This window comes from uncultured Neisseria sp. (assembly GCF_951230505.1).
GTDB lineage: Bacteria > Pseudomonadota > Gammaproteobacteria > Burkholderiales > Neisseriaceae > Neisseria.
Genome location: NZ_CATNVN010000005.1, coordinates 1 through 17441, shown reverse-complemented (window position 1 = coordinate 17441; position 17441 = coordinate 1). Strand labels below are relative to the sequence as shown.

Below are 17441 nucleotides of genomic sequence, written 5' to 3'. Positions count from 1 at the left end.
ATGAACTGGTCTGATTTGAATTTAATGCCTGCCATGCCCGAAATCGTGCTGCTTGCGCTATTGGGTGTCGTATTGCTGGCAGACTTGTGGATTTGCGATAAAAACCGTTATTTGACCCATCTGATGAGTTTGGGAACGGTCATCATCGTGGCCGTTACCCAGTTGGCGGTATGGGAGCAGGGCAGTGTCGATGCCTTTCACGGTATGTATATTGCAGACGGCATGTCCCGTTTGGCAAAACTGGTGCTGTATGCACTGACGTTTGGTCTGTTTATTTACAGTAAACCGTACAACCAAGACCGCCAAATCTTCAAAGGTGAGTTTTACACCCTGTCATTGTTTGCCCTGTTGGGTATGAGCGTCATGGTCAGCTCGGCACATTTCCTGACTGCGTATATCGGTTTGGAATTGTTGTCTTTGTCGCTGTACGCCATGATTGCCCTGCGCCGCGATTCCGGCCGCTCTGCCGAGGCCGCACTGAAATACTTCGTATTGGGCGCGTTGGCCTCCGGCTTGCTGCTTTATGGTATTTCCATGGTTTACGGCGCCACCGGCTCTCTTGATTTTGCTTCCGTCTTGGCTTCTGCTTTCAATGAGCAGGCTAATGAATGGTTGTTGAAATTGGGTATGGTATTTATTGTGGTCGCCATTGCATTTAAATTGGGTGCGGTTCCATTCCATATGTGGGTGCCCGATGTGTATGATGGCGCGCCAACCTCTGTTACCGCCTTTGTGGGTACGGCTCCGAAAATTGCCGCTGTTGTCTTTGCGTTCCGTATCCTTGTTACCGGTATGGGTACCATACATTCAGACTGGGCGCCGATGTTGGCCATTCTTGCCGTTGCTTCTTTGGTGGTCGGTAACCTTGCCGCCATCATGCAAACCAATATCAAACGTATGCTTGCCTATTCCACTGTATCGCACATGGGCTTTATCCTGTTGGCGTTTATGGCAGGCGCAGTCGGCTTTACTGCAGGTTTGTATTACGCCATTACCTATGCTTTGATGGCGGCAGTCAGCTTCGGCGTTTTGATGGTATTGTCCACCAAAGACATTGAATGTGAAAACATCAAAGACCTCGCAGGCCTTAACCAACGCCATGCATGGTTTGCCTTCCTGATGTTGCTGTCTATGTTCTCCATGGCGGGTATTCCACCGCTGATGGGTTTTTACGCCAAATTCGGAGTGATTATGGCACTCTTGAAACAAGGCCATGTTTGGTTGTCCGTATTTGCCGTCATCATGTCGCTGATTGGTGCGTTCTACTACCTGCGCGTGGTCAAAGTCATCTACTTCGATGCTCCTGACCATGACCAGCCGGTCGGCAGTAACTATGCCGCCAAATTTGTTCTGACGGTCAATGCCTTCCTGCTGCTCCTGTGGGGTATCATGCCGCAAACCGTTATCGACTGGTGTGCCAAAGCATTGATAAATACCCTGTAAGCTTCAAACAAAACCAACGGCGGCTGTTCCAAAGTCGCCGTTTTTGTTAGGATTCGCATTCGGATGAAATATACCCAAAGTTCAGACGGCCTCAAGCCTTTGAACAATCATCAAGCGGGTATTATCAAGATATTGAATATTCCACGGATAATGATGGGCAAGAATGTCCATTTAACATGTTAAAATCACACACAGGCCGTCTGAAAACAGAAAGACCACCATGACCGCATCCATGTACATTCTTTTGCTGTTGGCACTTATCTTTGCCAACGCACCATTTATTACCACCAAATTCTTCGGCATCATCGCCCTGAAACGCAAACACATCGGTCATCACTTGATCGAATTGCTGGCAGGCTTCCTTCTTACTGCAATCCTCGCTTATATCCTCGAATCGCGCGCAGGAGCCGTACATGCTCAAGATTGGGAGTTTTACGTGACCGTTGTCTGCCTCTACCTGATTTTTGCTTTCCCATGCTTCGTATGGCGTTACTTTTGGAATGAGCGAAATAGAGAGTAGGAATTGGATTTGAATAAGGAAAAGGCCGTCTGAAAATCTTTCAGACGGCCTTTATTTTGTTTGATGTTAAATATCGGTTAGAAAACAAGGCTGTTGGGGCGTAAAGCCTTGTCGTGAGGGCGGTTTAACGGTACTATTCTCGGTTAATCCTATTTTATTCCTATGAAATTGAAAGTATAAGATGATTAATGATATTCAAAAGACAGCTGAAGGCAAAATGCAGCGTTCTCTGGAAGTATTGAAAGACAATCTGGCTAAAGTGCGTACCGGCCGTGCGCATACCGGCCTGCTTGACCAAGTGGAAGTGGAATACTGGGGCAGCATGGTGCCTGTGAGCCAAGTGGCAAACGTAACGCTTTTGGATGCGCGTACGATTGGTGTGAAACCTTTTGAAAGCAATATGGCTTCAAAAGTCGAGAAAGCGATCCGTGACTCCAACTTGGGTCTGAACCCTGCTTCTGTCGGTGATTTGATCCGTGTCCCTATGCCTATGCTGACTGAGGAACGCCGTAAGGATTTGATCAAAGTGGTACGCGGCGAGGCGGAAGAGGGCCGTGTGTCTATCCGCAATGTGCGCCGTGATGCAAACGACCACATCAAAAAATTGTTGAAAGACAAAGAGATTTCTGAAGATGAAGCCCGCCGCGGCGAGGAAGCGGTTCAGAAGTTAACCGACAAATATATTGCTGAGGCAGACAAGCTCTTGGCCGTCAAAGAAGAAGATTTGATGGCGATTTAATCCTGTGTGCAAACCGTTCAGACGGCCTTTGGACGGTTTGCTCCCTGAAAGGCAGACATGAAAAGCAGTACGCAGACAATTTTGGAACACTCTGCCATCCCCCGACATATTGCTGTGATTATGGACGGCAACGGACGTTGGGCAAAGAAGCGTTTTCTTCCCCGTGTGATGGGGCATAAGCGCGGCTTGGATGCGCTGGAGAACATGGTGAAGCATTGTGCTGAGCTGGGTGTGCGGTATTTGACCGTGTTTGCTTTTTCGACTGAAAACTGGCGACGCCCCGAGGAAGAGGTTTCTTTTCTGATGGGGCTGTTTTTGCAGGCTTTGCAAAAGCAGGTGCGCCGTTTGCACGACAACAATATGCGCTTGAAAGTTATCGGCAGCCGCGAGCGGTTTCATGCTGAAATCCTGAAGGGGATTGAGGCGGCCGAGGCGTTGACGGCAAACAATACCGGTTTGACTTTGAGCATTGCCGCCGATTATGGCGGCCGCTGGGATATTTTGCAGGCGGCAAATCAGTTGATTGCCGAGGGTGCGACTGAGATTACGGAAGAGGCATTGTCGCGCTATTTGATGTTGGGTGATGCACCCGAGCCAGATTTGTTTATCCGCACCGGCGGCGAGACGCGCATCAGTAATTTCCTGCTGTGGCAGATGGCGTACGCTGAATTGTATTTTACGGATACGCTGTGGCCTGATTTTAATGAGAAATCGCTGAATGAGGCGATTACTTCGTTCCAAAAACGGGAGCGCCGCTTCGGACGGACTTCCGAACAGCTGCCGGTTGAGCAGCAACGGGGTTGAGAACTATGTTGAAACAACGGATTTTGACGGCGCTGTGGCTCTTGCCGCTGATGCTGGGTATGCTGTTTTATGCACCTATGTGGCTGTGGGCGGCGTTTTGCGGCCTGATTGCCATGCTGACTTTGTGGGAATATGCCCGCATGAGCGGCTTGGATAAGTTGAAAATCAACCATTATTTGGCTTCAACGCTGGTGTTTGGCGTGATTGCCTATGCCGGCGGTTGGCAGTTGCCTGATTTGGTTTGGTATGTCGTATTGGCGTTTTGGCTGATTGTCATGCCTTGGTGGCTGAAGGCGAAATGGAAGTTAAACGGTGGCTGGCAGGCTTACACGGTCGGTTGGTTGTTGGTGATGCCGTTTTGGTTCGCACTGGTTTACCTGCGCCCTCAGCCTGAAGATGCGCTGTCTTTATTGGCGATTATGGGTTTGGTGTGGGTGGCCGATATTGGCGCGTATTTTTGCGGCAAATCGTTTGGTAAGCGCAAAATTGCGCCGACCATCAGCCCGGGTAAAAGTTGGGAAGGTGCGATCGGCGGTGCATTATGCGTTGCCGTGTACATGACCATCGTATGGAAAGCCGGTTGGCTGGCTTTTGAAGCCGGTTGGTTAAAAACTATTTTGATCGGCTTGATTCTGACCGTTGTCAGCGTGTGCGGCGATTTGCTAGAAAGCTGGCTCAAACGTGCAGCCGGTATCAAAGACAGCAGCAATCTGTTGCCGGGACACGGCGGCGTGTTCGACCGTGTGGACAGCCTGATCGCTGTTATCAGCATTTATGCCGCCTTTGTATATTTGTTTTAAACCGCCTGTCTGACGTGGTTGAGGGGAGCTGATTATGTCCGAACAAAAACAGATTTCATCTTTATCGATCTTGGGCGTATTGTTGGCACTGGGATTGATGGCTGCGGCGTTTATTTTGGGCGTGCAGTTTAAGAATCTGCGCCAGCCGGGGACTATTACCGTAAAAGGTTTGGCGGAGAAAAACTTCCAATCCGATAGCGCGACGTGGAATACGGGCGTGAACGCGCACGGCGAGAGCTATCAGGAAGTTTTGGATTTGCTGACGGCAAGACGCAAGAAGCTGTCTAAATTTTTGGGCGAGCAAGGCTTTACGGCGGCTGAAATGAAAGTGGGCCTGCCCGAAGTGTCGCGCGTTTTCAATGAAACCCGCGACGAACTAGGCAACGTAACCCGCACGCCCAACGGCTACGATGGCGACCTCAATATTGTGGTCAACACTAAAAAACTGGACAAAATCCAAGCCGCCCAGCGCGCCATTTTGAATTTCCGTGCGCAAAACGAATTTATCCGCTTCGACAATCCGCAATATTTGCTGGGCAATTTGGAAACCATCAAACGCGATTTGATTACGCAGGCGACTGAGGATGCGCAGAAACGCGCGATCGAATTTGCTAAAACCGGCGGCGGCAAAGTGGGCGCCATGCGTTCTGCTTCGCAAGGTTCGTTCAACATCTATGCCGACACCGGCAGCAGCGAGGACGATGAGTACGGTGGTTCTTACGATAAAAGTACCGTCGGCAAACAAGTCCGACTGGTTGTTACCATCGAATACGGCATTGAGTAATTCTTTCAGACGGCCTGTTTAGCCGGGAGGTAAAAGGCCGTCTGAAAATTGGAAACGGCAAAGAAATCTATTTCAAACACAATGAATACCGTTTGCACAGCACATAAAGAACACACCATGACACAACAAGTTCTGACCATATTAGGCAGTACCGGCAGCATAGGCAAAAGCACTTTAGACGTTGTCTCCCGCCATCCCGAAAAATTCCGCGTGTTCGCGCTGGCAGGGCATAGGCAGGTAGGCAAGCTGGCGGCGCAATGCAAACAGTTCCGTCCGGAATATGCCGTGGTCGGCGATGCTGACCATGCGGCCGAGTTGGAAAAGAAACTCAAACAAGAAGGCATCAGTACGCAGGTTTTATATGGCGCTCAAGCCCTGATTGATGTCGCCTCTGCCGATGAAGTCAGCGGCGTGATGTGTGCCATTGTCGGCGCGGCCGGTTTGCCGTCGGCTTTGGCCGCCGCTCAAAAAGGCAAAACCATTTATCTGGCAAACAAAGAAACGCTGGTGGTTTCCGGCGCATTGTTTATGGAAACCGCCCGTCAAAACGGCGCCACCGTCTTGCCGATTGACAGTGAACACAATGCCATCTTCCAAGTATTGCCACGAGATTACACAGGCTGTCTGAATGAGCACGGTATCAATTCGATTATCCTGACCGCGTCGGGCGGACCATTCCTTAGCGCCGATTTAAGTACATTTGACAGCATTACGCCCGAGCAGGCGGTCAAACATCCGAATTGGAGCATGGGCCGCAAAATTTCCGTCGATTCCGCATCAATGATGAATAAGGGCTTGGAGTTGATTGAGGCGCATTGGCTGTTTAACTGTCCGCCGGAAAAACTGGAAGTCGTCATCCATCCGCAATCCGTGATTCACAGCATGGTGCGTTATCGCGATGGTTCGGTATTGGCGCAGTTGGGTAATCCCGATATGCGTACGCCGATTGCTTATTGTTTGGGCCTGCCCGAACGTATCGATTCCGGTGTGGGCGAGCTGGATTTCGGTGCATTGTCCGCATTGACCTTCCAAAAACCTGACTTTGACCGTTTCCCATGTTTGAAACTTGCCTATCAGGCCATGAATGCAGGCGGTGCCGCACCTTGCGTGTTGAACGCCGCAAACGAAGTTGCCGTGGCCGCTTTTTTAGATAAACGCATTAAGTTTACCGATATTGCCAAAGTCGTTGCCCACTGCCTTGCCCAAGATTTTTCAGACGGCCATCATGATATCGAAGGCTTGCTGGCGCAAGATGCGCAAACACGCAGGCAGGCAGAAGCCTTTATCGGCAAACAATAAAGCTTCAATGACAGGCCGTCTGAAACGTCAACCGCTTGGCATTTAGGCAGACAAAATGGAACAACTGCCTTTATAATCGGTTTTCAGACGGCCTTATCCGTTGATTATCACATTCCACTCAGGGGATTTTTTTGCAAACCTTTTTAGCCTTTATCGTCGCCATTCTGATTTTGGTCAGCCTGCATGAGTTCGGACACTATATTGTTGCCCGCTGGTGCGGCGTTAAAGTCGTGCGCTTTTCCGTCGGCTTCGGTAAGCCCTTTTTCACCCGAAAACGCGGCGATACCGAGTGGTGTCTTGCCCCGATTCCGCTGGGCGGTTACGTTAAAATGGTCGATACGCGCGAAGGCGAGGTGGCAGAGGCAGATTTGCCGTACGCCTTTGACAAGCAGCATCCGGCCAAGCGCATCGCCATTGTCGCCGCCGGTCCTTTGACCAATTTGATTTTGGCCGTTTTGCTTTACGGTTTGAGCTTTTCCTTCGGCGTAACCGAGTTGCGCCCTTATGTCGGCATGGTCGAGCCTGCCAGCATTGCTGCCAAAGCGGGTTTTCAGGCAGGCGATAAAATTGTATCGGTCAACGGAATTGCCGTTAAAGACTGGAGCGATGCGCAAACCGAGATGGTGTTGAACCTTGAAGCCGGTCCTGTAAAAGTCGCCGTTCAGACGGCCTCAAATGCCCAAGCCATCCGCATAATTGATGCCGCCGGCACGCCTGAAGCAGGTAAAGTTGCGAAAAGCCAAGGCAACATCGGCCTTTTGCCTTTTAGAATTACTAACCGCATCGGCAAAGTCTTGGCCAATAGTCCGGCCGAAAAAGCAGGTTTGAAGGAAAACGACAAACTGCTGACCGCCGATGGGAAGCCCATCGAAAGCTGGCAGGCATGGACGGAACTCTTCCGCGCCAGCCCCGGTAAACGAATCGAACTGACTTACGAGCGCGACGGTAAAATACTGGCGACCGCTATCCGGCCGGACAGCGTCGAGCAGTCGGCAGGCGTGCTGGTGGGTAGAGCAGGGCTTGCCGCCCAGGCGGATAAAGAGTGGGATAAAACCATCCGCTACCGTTATACGCCTTCCGTTGCCCAAGCCTTTGAATTGGGTTGGAACAAAACCGTCAACTATTCATGGACGACCCTCAAATTTTTCGGAAAACTGGTTACGGGCAATGCCTCTTTGAACCATATTTCCGGCCCCCTGACCATTGCCGATGTCGCCGGACAATCCGCAAAACATGGATTGCAGAGCTATCTTGAATTTCTGGCCTTGGTCAGCATCAGCTTAGGCGTGTTGAACCTTTTGCCCATACCCGTTTTAGACGGCGGACATTTGGTTTTCTATACCGCCGAATGGATACGCGGAAAGCCTTTGAGCGAGCGCATACAGGCAGTCGGCCTGCGCTTCGGACTGGCAGCCATGCTTTTGATGATGGCTGTGGCTTTCTTTAATGACATCAACCGTTTGTTTGGATAATTTATGAAACTGAACCAGATTGCTTCCGCTTTAATGGTATTGAGCCTGTCTCCGCTGGCATTGGCTGACTTTACCATTCAGGACATCCGCGTCGAAGGCCTGCAACGCACCGAGCCAAGTACCGTCTTCAACTACCTGCCCGTTAAAGTCGGTGATAATTTCAATGATGCGCGCAGTGAAGAAATCATCAAAAAACTCTATGCAACCGGTTTCTTTGACGACGTACGTGTCGAGACCATGGACAATCAAGTCCTGCTGACCGTGATTGAGCGTCCGACCATCAGCTCGCTCAATATTACCGGCGCGAAAATGCTGCAAAACGATGCCATCAAGAAAAACCTTGAAGCATTTGGTTTGGCGCAATCCCAATACTTTAACCAAGCAACGCTGAACCAAGCCGTTGCCGGTTTGAAAGAAGAGTATTTGAGCCGCGGCAAACAGTCTGTCCAAATCACTCCGACTGTAACCAAACTCGCCCGCAACCGCGTGTCTATCGATATTGCCATCGAAGAGGGCAAATCTACCAAGATTACCGATATTTCATTTGAAGGCAACGAAGTTTATTCCGACCGCCGCCTGCTGAAACAAATGTCCCTGAGCGAAGGCGGCATGTGGACTTGGATCACCAAGAGCAACCAGTTCAATGAGCAAAAATTTGCTCAGGACATGGAAAAAATCACCAATTACTACCAAAACAACGGCTACTTCAACTTCCGTATTTTGGATACTGACATCCAAACCAACGAAGACAAAACCAAGCAGACCATTAAAGTAACCGTCAGCGAAGGCGACCGCTTCCGTTGGGGCAATGTACGCATCGAAGGCGATACGCTGGAAGTGCCGAAAGAAGATTTGGAAAAACTGCTGACCATGAAGCCGGGCAAATGGTACGAGCGTGCGCAAATGTCCAATTCGCTCGAAGCCATCCAAAACCGCATGGGTCAGGCAGGTTACGCATTCAGCGAAATCAATGTCCAACCGATTCCAAATGCCGAAACGCATACTGTTGATTTTGTGTTGACCGTTCAACCGGGCCGCAAAATCTATGTAAACGAAATCAACATTACCGGCAACAACAAAACCCGTGACGAAGTTATCCGCCGCGAGTTGCGCCAAATGGAATCGGCTCCTTACGATTCTGCCAAACTGCAACGTTCTAAAGAGCGCGTCGAGTTGTTGGGCTACTTCGACAACGTTCAATTTGATGCGGTTCCTGTGGCCAATACGCCTGACCAAGTTGACCTGAACATGAGCCTGACCGAACGTTCTACCGGCTCGCTCGACTTGAGCGCAGGTTGGGTTCAGGATACCGGTTTGGTGATGTCTGCCGGTGTGGCTCAAGACAACCTGTTCGGTACGGGTAAATCCGTTGCCCTGCGTGCTTCCCGCAGTAAAACCACAGTAAACGGCTCATTGTCGTTTACCGATCCATACTTCACACCTGACGGCGTAAGCTTGGGCTATGACCTTTACGGCAAGTCTTATGATCCGCGTAAAGCTTCTTCCAGCGCGAAACAATATAAAACCACAACTTTCGGCGGCGGTTTGCGTATCGGTATTCCGGTTACCGAATATGACCGTGTGAACTTCGGTTTGGCCGCAGAGCGTCTGACCGTGAACACCTACAAAGGTGCGCCTAAACGCTATGCCGACTTTATCAACCAATACGGTAAAGGCAACGGCAACGGCGTGGGTAACTTCAAAGGCTGGTTGTACAAAGGTACCATCGGCTGGGGCCGCAACAAAACCGACAATGCCTTGTGGCCGACTCGCGGTTACCTGACTGGCGTAAACGGTGAAATCGCCTTGCCGGGCAGCGACCTGCAATACTATACCCTGACCCACAACCAAACCTGGTTCTTCCCGTTGAGCAAAGATTTCACGCTGATGCTGGGTGGCGAAGTCGGTTATGGCAACGGTTACGGCAAAACCAAAACCATGCCGTTCTTTGAAAACTTCTACGGCGGCGGCTTAGGCTCTGTCCGCGGTTTTGAAAGCGGTACGCTGGGCCCGAAAGTCTATGACGAATACGGCGAGAAAATCAGCTACGGCGGTAACAAAAAAGCCAACGTTTCCGCAGAGTTGCTCTTCCCGATGCCGGGTATTAAAGACTCGCGTACTGTCCGTCTGAGCCTGTTTGCCGATGCAGGCAGCGTGTGGGACGACAAAACCTACAATGACAGCAGCAGCAATTCTTATTACACCAATGGCGCGTTCCAAAACGTGTATGGCGTAGGCACTACGCACAAATCGACATTCAAAAACGAATTGCGCTACTCAGCCGGTGCTGCCGTGACCTGGCTCTCTCCGCTGGGTCCGATGAAGTTCAGTTATGCTTATCCGATTAAGAAAAAAGAAGGCGACGAAATCCAACGCTTCCAATTCCAACTCGGTACGACATTCTGATGATGTTTAGGCCGTCTGAAACCGGGTTTGTCCGTTTCAGACGGCCTCATGGCAGATTGGCGGCAAGCTTATTGCAAACCGCCCGTTTGTTTTTAAGCAAGGATTTTTATCATGAGTAAAATAGCCGACACCCTCCGTGTCCTCGCCGTAGTCCTGCCGGGTTTCGTGCTTTTGCCACAAGCGGCGGCGGATGGCGTGCAGAAAATCGGTTTTATCAATACCGAGCGCGTTTATCAGGAATCCAAGCAGGCGCAAAGCATTCAGACGACTTTGGAAAAAGAGTTCAAAAGCCGTCAAACCGCCTTGCAAAAGCTGCAGCAGGAAGGCGAGGCTTTGGAGCAAAAACTGAGTAGCGACAAACTCAGCGACAGCCAAAGGGAAGCCGAAACCCAAAAATGGCGCAATCTGGTACAGAAATTCCGCAAGCAGCAGGCCGAGTTGGCAGAAGACTACAATCTGCGCCGCAATGAAGAATTCGCCGCGCTCCAGCAAAATGCCAACCGCGTCATCGTCGATTTGGCCAAGCGCGAAGGTTACGATTTCATCTTGCAGGACGTGATTTACGTTAACGGCCGCTATGACATTACCGACAGCGTTATCAAAGCCTTAAATGCTCACTGACCCTGCTCGGCAGCGAATGTAACCATATAGACAAACCTAAGGCCGTCTGAAACCCAAACCGGCATCTTTCAGACGGCCTGACATCTTGACGGCAGATTATCATGACTTCACAAGCATACACCCTGTCCCGAATCGTTTCCCAGCTTGGCGGCGAATGGAAAGGCGAAGACATCGCCATTACCGCCGTCCGTCCGTTGGATCAGGCGCAGGCAGAACACATCAGCTTTTTGGCCAACCCGAAATACAAAGCCGAAGTGCACGACAGTCAGGCAGGCGCAGTGATTGTGTCACCGAAAGCCGCAGACGAATTTGCAGGCCGCAACCTGATTGTGGCTGCCGACCCTTATCTTTATTTTGCCAAAGTGGCACGATTGTTCTCGCCGATTGTCAAAGCACAGGGCGGCGTACATCCGACCGCTGTTGTCGAGGCAAGCGCCAAAGTGCCGGCAAGCTGCGAAATCGGCGCAAATGCCTATATCGGCGCGAATGCCGTATTGGGCGAAGGTTGCCGTATTTTGGCCAATGCCGTTGTCCAACACGATTGCACGTTGGGCGATGAAGTCGTGTTGCATCCCAACTCCGTCATCTATTACGGCTGCACTTTGGGCAACCGTGTCGAAATCCACAGCGGCGCCGTCATCGGCGCGGACGGTTTCGGCTTGGCCTTTGCCGGCGATTCATGGTTTAAAATTCCGCAAACCGGCGCAGTCACGCTGGGCGATGATGTGGAAATCGGTTCAAATACCAACATCGACCGCGGCGCGATGAGTGACACAACCGTCGGCAACGGTACTAAAATCGACAACCAAGTCCAAATCGGCCACAACTGCAAAATCGGTTCGCACACCGTTATCGCCGCCAAAACCGGCATTTCCGGCAGCGTCACCATCGGCAATTATTGCATTATCGGCGGCGGCGTCGGCACGGTCGGACACATCGAAATCGCCGATAAAACCACCATCGGCGGCGGCACATCCGTTACCCACAGCATTACCGAAAGCGGCCAGCATTTGGCCGGTATTTTCCCGATGTCGGGCTACAAAGACTGGGCGCGCAATGCCGTTTATATCCACCGTTTGAGCGAAATGAACAAACGCCTCAAAACGCTGGAAAAACAGCTTGCCGACAGCGACGAAGCCTAAAGGCGGCGCAAACAGTCCGCGCCCCGCATCAGAATACGTTTAAACCCAATACAAACAAGGAAAGACGAACATCATGGACGTACAACTCCCGATCGAAGCCAAAGACATTCAAAAACTTATCCCACACCGTTATCCGTTTTTGCAACTCGACCGCATTACCGCGTTCGAACCGATGAAAACCCTGACTGCGATTAAAAACGTGACCATGAACGAGCCGCAGTTCCAAGGCCACTTTCCCGACCTGCCCGTGATGCCCGGCGTGCTGATTATCGAAGCCATGGCGCAAGCGTGCGGCACACTCGCCATCCTCAGCGAAGGCGGCCGCAAAGAAAACGAATTCTTCTTCTTCGCCGGTATCGATGATGCCCGTTTCAAACGCCAAGTCATCCCCGGCGACCAACTGGTTTTTGAAGTCGAGCTGTTGACCAACAAACGCGGTATCGGCAAATTCAATGCCGTTGCCAAAGTTGACGGCCAAGTTGCCGTTGAAGCCGTGATTATGTGCGCCAAACGCGTGGTGTAAGAATGGGACAGGCCGTCTGAAAGCTTCAGACGGCATCTTGCAGGCAATACCTGTATCAGACAGCAAGGAAACAGCATGACCCCTATCCATCCGACCGCCGTCATCGACCCCAAAGCCGAACTCGACTCCAGCGTCAAAGTCGGCCCGTACAGCATCATCGGCCCCAATGTGCAAATCGGTGCGAATACCGAAATCGGCCCGCATGCCGTCATCAACGGCCATACGACCATCGGTGAAAACAACCGCATTTTCCAATTTGCCAGCCTCGGCGAAATTCCTCAGGACAAAAAATACCGCGACGAGCCGACCAAGCTGATTATCGGCAACGGCAACACCATCCGCGAATTTACGACGTTCAACCTCGGCACAGTCACCGGCATCGGCGAAACCCGTATCGGCGACGACAACTGGATTATGGCCTACTGCCACCTCGCCCATGACTGCGTGGTCGGCAACCATACTATCTTCGCCAATAACGCCTCACTCGCAGGCCACGTTACCATCGGCGACTACGTCGTCTTGGGCGGCTACACGCTGGTGTTCCAATTCTGCCAAATCGGCGACTACGCCATGACCGCGTTTGCCGCAGGCGTACACAAAGACGTACCGCCGTACTTCATGGCCGCAGGCTACCGCGCCGAACCGGCCGGCCTCAACAGCGAAGGTATGCGCCGCAACGGTTTCACCGCCGAACAGATTGCCTCCGTCAAAGATGCGTATAAAACCATTTACCATCGCGGCATTCCGTTTGAAGAAGCCAAGGCGGACATTCTGAAACGTGCCGAAACCCAAAGCGAATTGGCGGTATTTAAAGACTTTTTTGCACAATCCACACGCGGCATTATCCGTTGATTGATGGATTGAAGGCCGTCTGAAACTTTTTCAGACGGCCTTTGGATTGCAAAATCCACGTAGTAGGGCAGTTTCCTGTCTGTTTGCTGCCGATGCCGTCTGAAAACGGGCGGGCAAACGTCCGCCACAAAATCTTTTAGCTTCCAAACCTCAATAACACATGAACCCCAATTCTTCCCCCCTTATCGCCATCAGCGTAGGCGAAGCTTCCGGCGACTTGCTCGGCGCACACTTAATCCGTGCCATTAAGGCGCGTTGCCCGAATGCGCGGTTTACCGGCATCGGCGGCGAGCGCATGAAGGCGGAGGGTTTTGAGAGTTTGTACGATCAGGAAAAGCTGGCGGTGCGCGGTTTTGTTGAGGTCATCAAACGCCTGCCGCAGATTTTGAAAATCCGCAAAGGGCTGGTGAGCGATTTAATCCGCCTCAAGCCGGATGTGTTTATCGGCATCGATGCGCCGGACTTCAATCTCGGCGTGGCGGAAAAACTCAAGCAGGCAGGCATTCATACCATTCATTACGTCAGCCCGTCAGTTTGGGCTTGGCGGCGAGAACGGGTCAATAAAATCGTGCATCAGGTCAACCGCGTGTTGTGCCTGTTTCCGATGGAGCCGCAGCTTTATATCGATGCAGGCGGCAAGGCTGAGTTTGTCGGTCATCCGATGGCGCAAACCATGCCCGTGGAAGCGGATAGGGCGGCTGCGCGGCACAAGCTAGGTGTGCCTGCGGACGTACCTGTGTTTGCCATATTGCCCGGCAGCCGCGTGAGCGAAATCGATTACATGGCGGCGGTGTTTTTTCAGACGGCCTTACTGCTGCTGAAACGTTATCCGCAGGCACAGTTTTTACTGCCTGTGGCGACGGTCGCAACGCGCAAACGCATTACCGAAATTTTGGCGCAGCCTGAGTTCTCCCCCCTTCCCATTACGTTGACTGACAAGCAGTCGGATACGGTTTGCACCGCTGCCGACGTGGTATTGGTCACCAGCGGTACGGCAACTTTGGAAGTGGCCTTGTGTAAGCGGCCTATGGTCATCAGCTACAAAATTTCGCCGCTGACTTATGCGTATGTGAAAAACAAAATCAAAGTGCCGCATGTCGGTTTGCCCAATATTCTGTTGGGTAAAGCCGCCGTTCCCGAGCTGCTGCAACATGATGCCGTCCCTGAAAAACTGGCGCAGGCCGTGGCAGACTGGTATGACCACCCTGAAGCCGTGGCCGCGTTGGAACAAGATTTCTACGCCTTGCATCTGCTGTTGAAAAAAGATACGGCGGCATTGGCGGCGGCGGCAGTATTGGAGGAAGCCGGGTTTTCAGACGGCCTGAAAGACAAGTAAGGAAAATACATGAATTTATTGGGAGCCTTGGCCAAGGTTGGCAGCCTGACGATGGTATCGCGCATTTTGGGCTTTGTGCGCGATACGATTATCGCCCGTGCGTTTGGTGCAGGCATGGCGACGGATGCGTTTTTTGTCGCGTTCAAACTGCCTAATCTTTTGCGGCGCGTGTTCGCAGAGGGCGCGTTTGCCCAAGCCTTCGTGCCGATTTTGGCGGAATACAAAGAAACCCGCTCTCCTGAAGCCACGCAGGCGTTTGTGCGTCATGTGGCCGGTATGTTGTCGTTTGTGTTGGTCATCGTTACCGCGCTGGGTATACTTGCCGCGCCGTGGGTGATTTATGTTTCCGCGCCCGGTTTTGCCAAAGATGCCGATAAGTTTCAGCTTTCCATCGACCTGCTGCGGGTGACGTTCCCTTATATCTTTTTGATTTCACTATCCTCTTTTGTAGGCTCGATACTTAATTCCTATCATAAATTCGGCATTCCCGCCTTTACGCCGACATTTTTGAACATCTCCTTTATCGTCTTTTCCCTGTTTTTCATACCGTATTTTGATCCGCCTGTTATGGCATTGGCGTGGGCAGTGTTTGTCGGCGGCGTGTTGCAGCTGGTGTTTCAACTGCCTTGGTTGGCGAAACTGGGCTTCTTGAAAATGCCCAAACTCAGCTTTAAAGACGCAGCGGTCAACCGCGTAATGAAACAGATGGGGCCGGCTATTTTGGGCGTGAGCGTGGCGCAGATTTCCTTGGTCATCAATACCATCTTCGCCTCGTTTTTGCAGTCCGGCAGCGTGTCGTGGATGTATTACGCCGATCGACTGATGGAATTGCCGACCGGCGTTTTAGGCGTGGCACTCGGTACGATTTTGCTGCCTACCTTGTCCAAACACGCAGCCAGTCAGGATACCGAGCAGTTTTCCGGCCTGCTCGACTGGGGTTTGCGCCTGTGTATGCTGCTGACCCTGCCTGCCGCCGTCGGTCTTGCCGTGTTGTCTTTCCCTCTGGTTACGACCTTGTTCATGTACCGTGAATTTACGCTGCACGATGCGCAAATGACCCAATATGCGCTGATTGCCTATTCCTTCGGCTTGATCGGTCTGATTATGATTAAAGTGTTGGCTCCCGGTTTCTACGCCCGCCAAAACATCAAAACCCCCGTTAAAGTCGCTATTTTCACGCTGATTTGCACGCAGTTGATGAACCTCGCTTTCATTTCGCCGCTCAAACACGTCGGCCTGTCCCTCGCTATCGGTTTGGGCGCGTGTTTGAATGCAGGTTTGCTGTTTTTCCTTTTGCGCAAACACGGCATCTACCGCCCCGGCAAAGGTTGGGCAGCGTTTTTGGTCAAAATGGCCATCTCTTTGGTCGTCATGGGCGGCGGTTTGTGGCTGGCGCAATCTTATCTGCCGTTTGAATGGGTGCACGTCGGCGGCTTTAAAAAAGCAGGCCAACTCTGCATTCTGATTGCCTTGGGTGGCGGCCTCTACTTCGTTTCCCTCGCCGCGCTCGGTTTTCGTCCGCACCATTTCCGCAGGGTGGAAAAATAAGCAGCCTCAGGGCGTATGTGCTTGGCTTAAAGATTATTTGCTAAAAAGGCCGTCTGAAACATTTTCAGACGGCCTTTTCTTGTTTTACGTTTTAACTGTAAAGCTTCGCTCCTTTTTTGACGAACTCAATCGCTTTTTCTTCCATGCCTTGCTGCTTCGCTTTTTGCTTGTCAGCGTAGTCGCGCACTTCCTGCGTGATTTTCATCGAGCAGAATTTGGGACCGCACATCGAGCAGAAGTGGGCGATTTTCGCGCCTTCGGCGGGCAGGGTTTCGTCGTGGAAGCTCTCGGCGCGTTCGGGGTCGAGGCTTAAGCGGAATTGGTCGCGCCAGCGGAATTCGAAACGCGCCTTGCTCAGGGCGTTGTCGCGCAACTGCGCGCCCGGCCAGCCTTTGGCGAGGTCGGCGGCGTGGGCGGCGAGTTTGTAGGTAATGATGCCGGTGCGCACGTCTTCTTTGTCGGGTAGGCCGAGATGCTCTTTCGGAGTAACGTAGCAGAGCATGGCTGTGCCGTACCAGCCGATATTGGTCGCGCCTATGCCCGAGGTGATGTGGTCGTAGCCGGGGGCGATGTCGGTAACGAGCGGGCCGAGGGTGTAGAAAGGCGCTTCAAAGCAGTGTTGCAACTCTTCGGTCATGTTTTCTTTGACGTGTTGCAACGGCACATGGCCGGGGCCTTCGATCATGACTTGGACGTCGTGTTCCCACGCTTTGGCGGTCAATTCGCCCAAGGTGTGCAATTCGGCGAATTGAGATTCGTCGTTGGCATCGGCAATGCAGCCGGGGCGCAGGCCGTCGCCGAGGCTGAACGACACGTCGTAGGCTTTCATGATTTCGCAGATTTCGTCGAAATGCGTGTAGAGGAAGTTTTCCCGATGGTGGGCGAGACACCATTTCGCCATGATGGAGCCGCCGCGCGATACGATGCCGGTGAGGCGGTCGGCCGTCATCGGCACATAACGCAGCAACACGCCTGCGTGCAGGGTGAAATAGTCCACGCCTTGTTCCGCCTGCTCGATTAAGGTATCGCGTACCAAATCCCAAGTCAGGTCTTCGGCGATGCCGCCGGTTTTTTCCAAAGCCTGATAGATGGGCACAGTGCCGATGGGGACGGGCGCGTTGCGGATAATCCATTCGCGCGTTTCGTGGATGT

Annotated in this window: 16 protein-coding genes; 15 read left to right on the top strand and 1 reads right to left on the bottom strand. The window is 52.0% G+C overall.

What is annotated here, in order from left to right; genetic code table 11:
* The 15 genes from nuoN (at nucleotide 1) to murJ (ending at nucleotide 16289) form a co-directional block, all read left to right on the top strand.
* Complete coding sequence (gene nuoN, locus Q1M25_RS00825; protein WP_070504153.1) at nucleotides 1–1443, top strand: NADH-quinone oxidoreductase subunit NuoN; 1443 nt, start codon at nucleotides 1–3, stop codon at nucleotides 1441–1443.
* A gap of 220 nt (nucleotides 1444–1663) precedes the next feature.
* A complete protein-coding gene (locus Q1M25_RS00820; protein WP_101755707.1) occupies nucleotides 1664–1963 on the top strand; it encodes a DUF2818 family protein in 300 nt (99 codons plus the stop codon).
* A gap of 181 nt (nucleotides 1964–2144) precedes the next feature.
* Nucleotides 2145–2702 carry a ribosome recycling factor gene (gene frr / locus Q1M25_RS00815; protein WP_150537035.1) on the top strand — a complete coding sequence of 186 codons (558 nt, stop codon included), beginning with the start codon at nucleotides 2145–2147 and terminating at the stop codon, nucleotides 2700–2702.
* Between the two features lie 57 nt (nucleotides 2703–2759).
* The gene (locus Q1M25_RS00810; protein ID WP_300480657.1) at nucleotides 2760–3506 is read left to right on the top strand and encodes an isoprenyl transferase; all 747 of its coding nucleotides are present in this window, start codon (nucleotides 2760–2762) and stop codon (nucleotides 3504–3506) included.
* A 5-nt stretch (nucleotides 3507–3511) separates the two neighbouring features.
* Nucleotides 3512–4306: a phosphatidate cytidylyltransferase gene (locus tag Q1M25_RS00805; RefSeq protein WP_049332974.1), complete on the top strand. Its 795-nt coding sequence runs from the start codon at nucleotides 3512–3514 to the stop codon at nucleotides 4304–4306.
* Nucleotides 4307–4340: 34 nt separating this feature from the next.
* Entirely contained in the window at nucleotides 4341–5090 is a 750-nt protein-coding gene (locus Q1M25_RS00800) for an SIMPL domain-containing protein (RefSeq protein WP_300480652.1), read from the top strand.
* A 117-nt stretch (nucleotides 5091–5207) separates the two neighbouring features.
* Nucleotides 5208–6389, top strand: a complete 1182-nt coding sequence (gene ispC, locus Q1M25_RS00795; protein WP_300480650.1) for a 1-deoxy-D-xylulose-5-phosphate reductoisomerase — start codon at nucleotides 5208–5210, stop codon at nucleotides 6387–6389.
* Between the two features lie 131 nt (nucleotides 6390–6520).
* On the top strand, nucleotides 6521–7861 hold the full coding sequence (gene rseP, locus Q1M25_RS00790) for an RIP metalloprotease RseP (protein WP_300480647.1): 1341 nt from the start codon (nucleotides 6521–6523) through the stop codon (nucleotides 7859–7861).
* A gap of 3 nt (nucleotides 7862–7864) precedes the next feature.
* Nucleotides 7865–10267, top strand: coding sequence for an outer membrane protein assembly factor BamA (gene bamA / locus Q1M25_RS00785; protein ID WP_300480644.1), 2403 nt, complete (start codon nucleotides 7865–7867; stop codon nucleotides 10265–10267).
* 111 nt (nucleotides 10268–10378) lie between these two features.
* On the top strand, nucleotides 10379–10888 hold the full coding sequence (locus tag Q1M25_RS00780; protein WP_300480642.1) for an OmpH family outer membrane protein: 510 nt from the start codon (nucleotides 10379–10381) through the stop codon (nucleotides 10886–10888).
* Between the two features lie 101 nt (nucleotides 10889–10989).
* Nucleotides 10990–12030, top strand: a complete 1041-nt coding sequence (gene lpxD / locus Q1M25_RS00775) for a UDP-3-O-(3-hydroxymyristoyl)glucosamine N-acyltransferase (protein WP_300480639.1) — start codon at nucleotides 10990–10992, stop codon at nucleotides 12028–12030.
* 73 nt (nucleotides 12031–12103) lie between these two features.
* Nucleotides 12104–12553: a 3-hydroxyacyl-ACP dehydratase FabZ gene (gene fabZ, locus Q1M25_RS00770; protein ID WP_003681704.1), complete on the top strand. Its 450-nt coding sequence runs from the start codon at nucleotides 12104–12106 to the stop codon at nucleotides 12551–12553.
* 75 nt (nucleotides 12554–12628) lie between these two features.
* Entirely contained in the window at nucleotides 12629–13405 is a 777-nt protein-coding gene (gene lpxA, locus Q1M25_RS00765) for an acyl-ACP--UDP-N-acetylglucosamine O-acyltransferase (protein WP_300480634.1), read from the top strand.
* Nucleotides 13406–13565: 160 nt separating this feature from the next.
* Entirely contained in the window at nucleotides 13566–14741 is a 1176-nt protein-coding gene (lpxB, locus tag Q1M25_RS00760; protein ID WP_300480631.1) for a lipid-A-disaccharide synthase, read from the top strand.
* A gap of 9 nt (nucleotides 14742–14750) precedes the next feature.
* Nucleotides 14751–16289, top strand: coding sequence for a murein biosynthesis integral membrane protein MurJ (murJ, locus tag Q1M25_RS00755; RefSeq protein ID WP_049332963.1), 1539 nt, complete (start codon nucleotides 14751–14753; stop codon nucleotides 16287–16289).
* A 91-nt stretch (nucleotides 16290–16380) separates the two neighbouring features.
* Here the strand turns inward: murJ and thiC are convergent.
* Nucleotides 16381–17441 (bottom strand): phosphomethylpyrimidine synthase ThiC (gene thiC / locus Q1M25_RS00750; protein WP_300480628.1); only part of this gene is annotated, 1061 nt, incomplete at its 5' end.

Excerpts from the sequence above, each read along its gene's own strand:
- nuoN (WP_070504153.1), top strand. The coding sequence starts at position 1 with ATGAACTGGTCTGATTTGAATTTAATGCCTGCCATGCCCGAAATCGTG.
- Q1M25_RS00820 (WP_101755707.1), top strand. The coding sequence starts at position 1,664 with ATGACCGCATCCATGTACATTCTTTTGCTGTTGGCACTTATCTTTGCC.
- frr (WP_150537035.1), top strand. The coding sequence starts at position 2,145 with ATGATTAATGATATTCAAAAGACAGCTGAAGGCAAAATGCAGCGTTCT.
- Q1M25_RS00810 (WP_300480657.1), top strand. The coding sequence starts at position 2,760 with ATGAAAAGCAGTACGCAGACAATTTTGGAACACTCTGCCATCCCCCGA.
- Q1M25_RS00805 (WP_049332974.1), top strand. The coding sequence starts at position 3,512 with ATGTTGAAACAACGGATTTTGACGGCGCTGTGGCTCTTGCCGCTGATG.
- Q1M25_RS00800 (WP_300480652.1), top strand. The coding sequence starts at position 4,341 with ATGTCCGAACAAAAACAGATTTCATCTTTATCGATCTTGGGCGTATTG.
- ispC (WP_300480650.1), top strand. The coding sequence starts at position 5,208 with ATGACACAACAAGTTCTGACCATATTAGGCAGTACCGGCAGCATAGGC.
- bamA (WP_300480644.1), top strand. The coding sequence starts at position 7,865 with ATGAAACTGAACCAGATTGCTTCCGCTTTAATGGTATTGAGCCTGTCT.
- Q1M25_RS00780 (WP_300480642.1), top strand. The coding sequence starts at position 10,379 with ATGAGTAAAATAGCCGACACCCTCCGTGTCCTCGCCGTAGTCCTGCCG.
- lpxD (WP_300480639.1), top strand. The coding sequence starts at position 10,990 with ATGACTTCACAAGCATACACCCTGTCCCGAATCGTTTCCCAGCTTGGC.
- fabZ (WP_003681704.1), top strand. The coding sequence starts at position 12,104 with ATGGACGTACAACTCCCGATCGAAGCCAAAGACATTCAAAAACTTATC.
- lpxA (WP_300480634.1), top strand. The coding sequence starts at position 12,629 with ATGACCCCTATCCATCCGACCGCCGTCATCGACCCCAAAGCCGAACTC.
- lpxB (WP_300480631.1), top strand. The coding sequence starts at position 13,566 with ATGAACCCCAATTCTTCCCCCCTTATCGCCATCAGCGTAGGCGAAGCT.
- murJ (WP_049332963.1), top strand. The coding sequence starts at position 14,751 with ATGAATTTATTGGGAGCCTTGGCCAAGGTTGGCAGCCTGACGATGGTA.